This window comes from Flavobacterium sp., from assembly GCF_049318325.1.
Classification (GTDB): Bacteria; Bacteroidota; Bacteroidia; order Flavobacteriales; family Flavobacteriaceae; genus Flavobacterium.
This window is the reverse complement of record NZ_JBMOGQ010000174.1, coordinates 1-4,066: the sequence shown is the minus strand read 5'-3', so window position 1 is coordinate 4,066 and position 4,066 is coordinate 1. Positions and strand designations below refer to the sequence as shown.

Here is a 4,066-nt window from a genome sequence, read left to right as displayed (position 1 = left end):
AATCAAAAATAATAAACAAAAAGTGAAATTCTATTTTTTAGTTTAAAAAAATAGTTATTAAGAAAAACAAATGTGTAATTAAAAAAAACTATTCCAACAATTTGATCACCCAATGCACTCCTTTTTCTTCACAATAGTCTTTAAGATTTGAAGCAAGTATATTTTCATTTTCACCGGTGGCAAAAAATGAGGCAATGGCAAACTCAATAGCTGTTTTTTCGTAGCTTTCATTTTGAAACAAGATGTTGTGAATTCGGAAAGGATTGTAAATCATTTTACTTTTAAAATATATCGATTTGCTAATCCAATACAATTGAATCACATATAAAGCTATGCTATGTAATTCTTTCTTTTGGTTCTTGATTAGTATATCGATTGTCTTATTTAATTCCTCATGGTTGAACAATTCTTCTTTAAACCCGAATAGTAACAAGGCTTTCAATGATCTGGAGATTAACCATGCTTTTTCGTTGGCCTTGTAACCAACTAATAAAGCTAATATCTCAGTAACATGATCCCTCCAGGTATTATGGAGTAGGCCTTTATAACCATCTATGAGTATTAAGCATTCTATCCATCTAGAAAGTTCATGAAAATGGCATTTCTCTTTATCTAGTTGTGCTGTTAGTTTTTGAAATTCTTTATAGTACGGTGACAGTTTTTGTTCTTTGTGTGCTGTTTGACTAATGATAAAACAATTGACAAACAGTTTTCTGTAATCATTGGTAACATTTGGCAAATAATGATGTAGTAAAGCATCTAAAAAATAATTTCCTTCATTGTCTTCATCTACATAGCATTCATAATAAAAGATATGACAAAAACTGCTATCTGCTAATAATTGAAGTAATTCTTTCTGCTTTTTACTTTTGCGAATATAAGCCCCAATTAATTCGGCTGCTGTAAACAAAACGGCTTCGTTTTCATTTTCTTTTGCTTTTTCTAATACAAGGTGCAAGGCCTCAAAATCTTCATTAGCTAATGCCAATTGCAAAACCGCTAACGAAAACCCATCAGAGGCTTCGGTAAGAAAATAGTTGGGATCAAAAGGAACATTAGTTAGATTGTTACAAAAATCTTCCCAATCGTCATATTTCAAATACCGCGCAACTACATTTAAAGTATCTTTATATGGAGTTCTAAAAGGTTTTACCACGCCATACATTCGCGCTATAGTATGCGGTGAAATAAATAACTTTTCTAAAGCCAATACTTCCGAACACTTTCCAGCATTGGCAATATTCTTTATTTTAAATCCCAATTGGGTTTCCAGTTGGTTGCAAAGTGCATTTAAATAAGGACTTTGTTGGTTCATTTTTTATGTTATGACAGCACAAATATAATTGTAAACCTTTTTTAAAGTGAAGTTGCAATAACTTGCAATATAAATTTAAAGAGAAGAATAGTATTTTTAACAAATTTAAATTTAATCATACAGTATCTATGGCAACAGAAATCACAATGACAGGTCACAAAAAAGTTAAAACTATTGTTCATGAATTTTCAGAAAAATTTAATTATTTGTCTTTAGTATTCAAGAAAGCGAACAATCATCCTATTGACATTGAAAAAAATCTATCCGAGGTTAGAGAGAAAAACGGTGGTGAACTATCTATCGTAGGTAATCTAACTGTAGGAAGCTTGGAGAAACGATTTATGGAAAATTTTGGAATTAATATTCAAGTTGTTTGTAAATCAGCAGATGGAAGAATTCACAATACAAAAGGAGAGGCAGATACCAGAACATTAGCAGAACAGAATGAAACGGCTAAAGAAGAAGGTTTTGTTTCGTTTGTATAATATCAATGATAACTAATTCATCAAAAAAACCAAATTTACATTTGGTTTTTTTTAATTTAAAACTAAAATAATATGTTCGATTTTATTTCAAATATTACCGATAAATTCAAAGCTAAAGATTTTCATTTAGCACCAAACAAAAAGATTAGAAGTCTTAAAGCTGATTTTAAAAATAATTTTGGACTTACACTAAGAGTTTATAAAGGCAAACAATTGGCTGATGAAGAGCTAACTTTAGCTGCCTTAAATCAAATAACGAGTAAAGATATTAAATCTTCAAATGAAGATTTAAAAATTAAAGTATCAATGACTATTGATGAATTTGAAAAATTGATTGATGCTCATTTTGGTTTAACAGTTCAAGTTGTCAATGAATATGATACCTATTGCGTAAATAATAAATACACACTTGGCCAGGCTTCAAGAAAAGAAGATTTAAAAGATTGGTGTAAAGAGCGAGGACATAATTCAATAGAAGATTGGTTAAAATCAGAAAATTGTAAAACATTAGAAGAATACTACTCTAAAAAATAAAGTATGCCATTAATTCATTCACAAAGAAACCACATTGCATCTTATAAGATTCAAATTGAAAGTTCTCGAAAAAAATCTTAAAACGCTAAAAGACAAGCAATATGAATAAAATTAATGCCATTTCAATTAAAGACAAACCAATTGAAAAAAATGAACAAGATCAACTTGACGTATCTCGTTACATAAATGCACTTTCAAAATTTATTTTAAATAGTGACACACCTATAACAATAGGTTTGCAAGGTGAATGGGGAACTGGTAAAACATCTATGATGTGCATGATTCGTGAGGAGTTATCGAAGGAAAATGTTGCAACGTCATGGGTAAACACTTGGGAATACAGTTTGTTTAGGGGTGTAAAGGAAACTACTCCTGCTATATTGAATGGATTATTGTTTGATTTAAAAGAAACCTGCGGAAACGATTGGCCGAAAGGTAGCGATGTTGAAAATAAAATAAAAAAGGTTGGAAGGTTTTTTGGAAACTTAATAAATCAAGCAGTTGTAAATCAAGTTGGAGTTGATTTAAAATCAGCAATAGAAAATAATACTTCTGAATCTATACTTGCGAAAGCTGAAATTGCAGAAGTTAAAAAAGACATTAGCGATGTTATCAATCAATTAATAAATGACCCAAAAAACAAATACGAAAGAGTGGTTTTTTTTGTAGATGATTTGGATAGAATCAATCCAACAGATGCAGTCGAGGTATTAGAATCATTAAAAAATATTTTTGACTTACAAAATTGCATTTTTGTGCTTGCAATAGATTATGATGTTGTGGTTAAAGGGCTTGAAAGCAAATTTGGAAAAAAAACAGATGAAAATGAAAGAGAATTTAGGTCTTTTTTTGACAAAATAATTCAAGTCCCATTTAGTATGCCAATAGGGACTTATGATATTAATAATTTTTTAAAAGAAAAACTTCAAAATTTTGGTTTAAAATTAAGTGACGAAAAAATGAAAACCTATCTAGATGTTGTTCAACTGAGTGTTGGATATAATCCCAGAAGTTTAAAACGTTTTTTAAATACTTTTAGTTTATTAAACACCATTAGAACATTAACAGATGAAAATGATGAAACTAATTTAGATAATCACGAACAAGTTGAATTAATGTTATTTGCGCTATTAGGGATTCAAATTTCTTATCCTAAGATATTTAAGTATATTGCCATCAACCCTATATATTATGATTGGGATAAATCTTTTGCTGCAAAACATAATTTAGTTTGGGAAGGAATTGAAGAAAAAATAGCTAAATATGGTGAAAACGAATTGCTTGATGAAGAATGGGAAAAAGTCATTTGGGGATTTTGTCAATCAGATACTTATTTAAAAAGCAAAGTATTTAATGTACTAGAGTTATTAAATAGTCTTAAAGAAACTTTCAAAGGTAATTTTAATGAAATAATAAATGATGCGTTAGAATTTGCAGCAATAACATCAATTGATGACAGCCAAGAGTCTAAACAAAACATTATACAAATAGGAAAAAGTAAGATACGATATAATGGTTTAGATGCAAAGAAAGAACAATTAATTGCTTCCAATTGTAATAAACAAGCAATAGCATTATGGGAATCAATTTTTGAACCTATCAATAACAATCTTGAAACCATTGGACAGAAGATAAATTTTGCTAAAACGGTGACCTCTTTTTATAGATGGATTGAAGGTAAAGGTGGAAAGTCAATTCAAACTATTTATTGTAATGATCCTTCTAAAACAGG

Annotated in this window: 4 protein-coding genes; 3 read left to right on the top strand and 1 reads right to left on the bottom strand. The window is 29.3% G+C overall.

Annotated features, from left to right (window positions below; translation table 11 throughout):
• Positions 1-88 precede the first annotated feature (88 nt).
• On the bottom strand, positions 89-1,315 hold the full coding sequence (locus ACOYLP_RS11175) for a hypothetical protein (RefSeq protein ID WP_422856250.1): 1,227 nt from the start codon (positions 1,313-1,315) through the stop codon (positions 89-91).
• 128 nt (positions 1,316-1,443) lie between these two features.
• Between ACOYLP_RS11175 and ACOYLP_RS11170 the strand changes: the two genes are divergently transcribed.
• The 3 genes from ACOYLP_RS11170 to ACOYLP_RS11160 all read left to right on the top strand — a co-directional run.
• A complete protein-coding gene (locus ACOYLP_RS11170; protein ID WP_422856249.1) occupies positions 1,444-1,800 on the top strand; it encodes a hypothetical protein in 357 nt (118 codons plus the stop codon).
• Positions 1,801-1,872: 72 nt separating this feature from the next.
• Positions 1,873-2,334: a hypothetical protein gene (locus ACOYLP_RS11165; protein WP_422856248.1), complete on the top strand. Its 462-nt coding sequence runs from the start codon at positions 1,873-1,875 to the stop codon at positions 2,332-2,334.
• A 101-nt stretch (positions 2,335-2,435) separates the two neighbouring features.
• Positions 2,436-4,066: KAP family P-loop NTPase fold protein (locus ACOYLP_RS11160; protein WP_422856247.1), on the top strand; the 1,631-nt coding region annotated here is incomplete at its 3' end.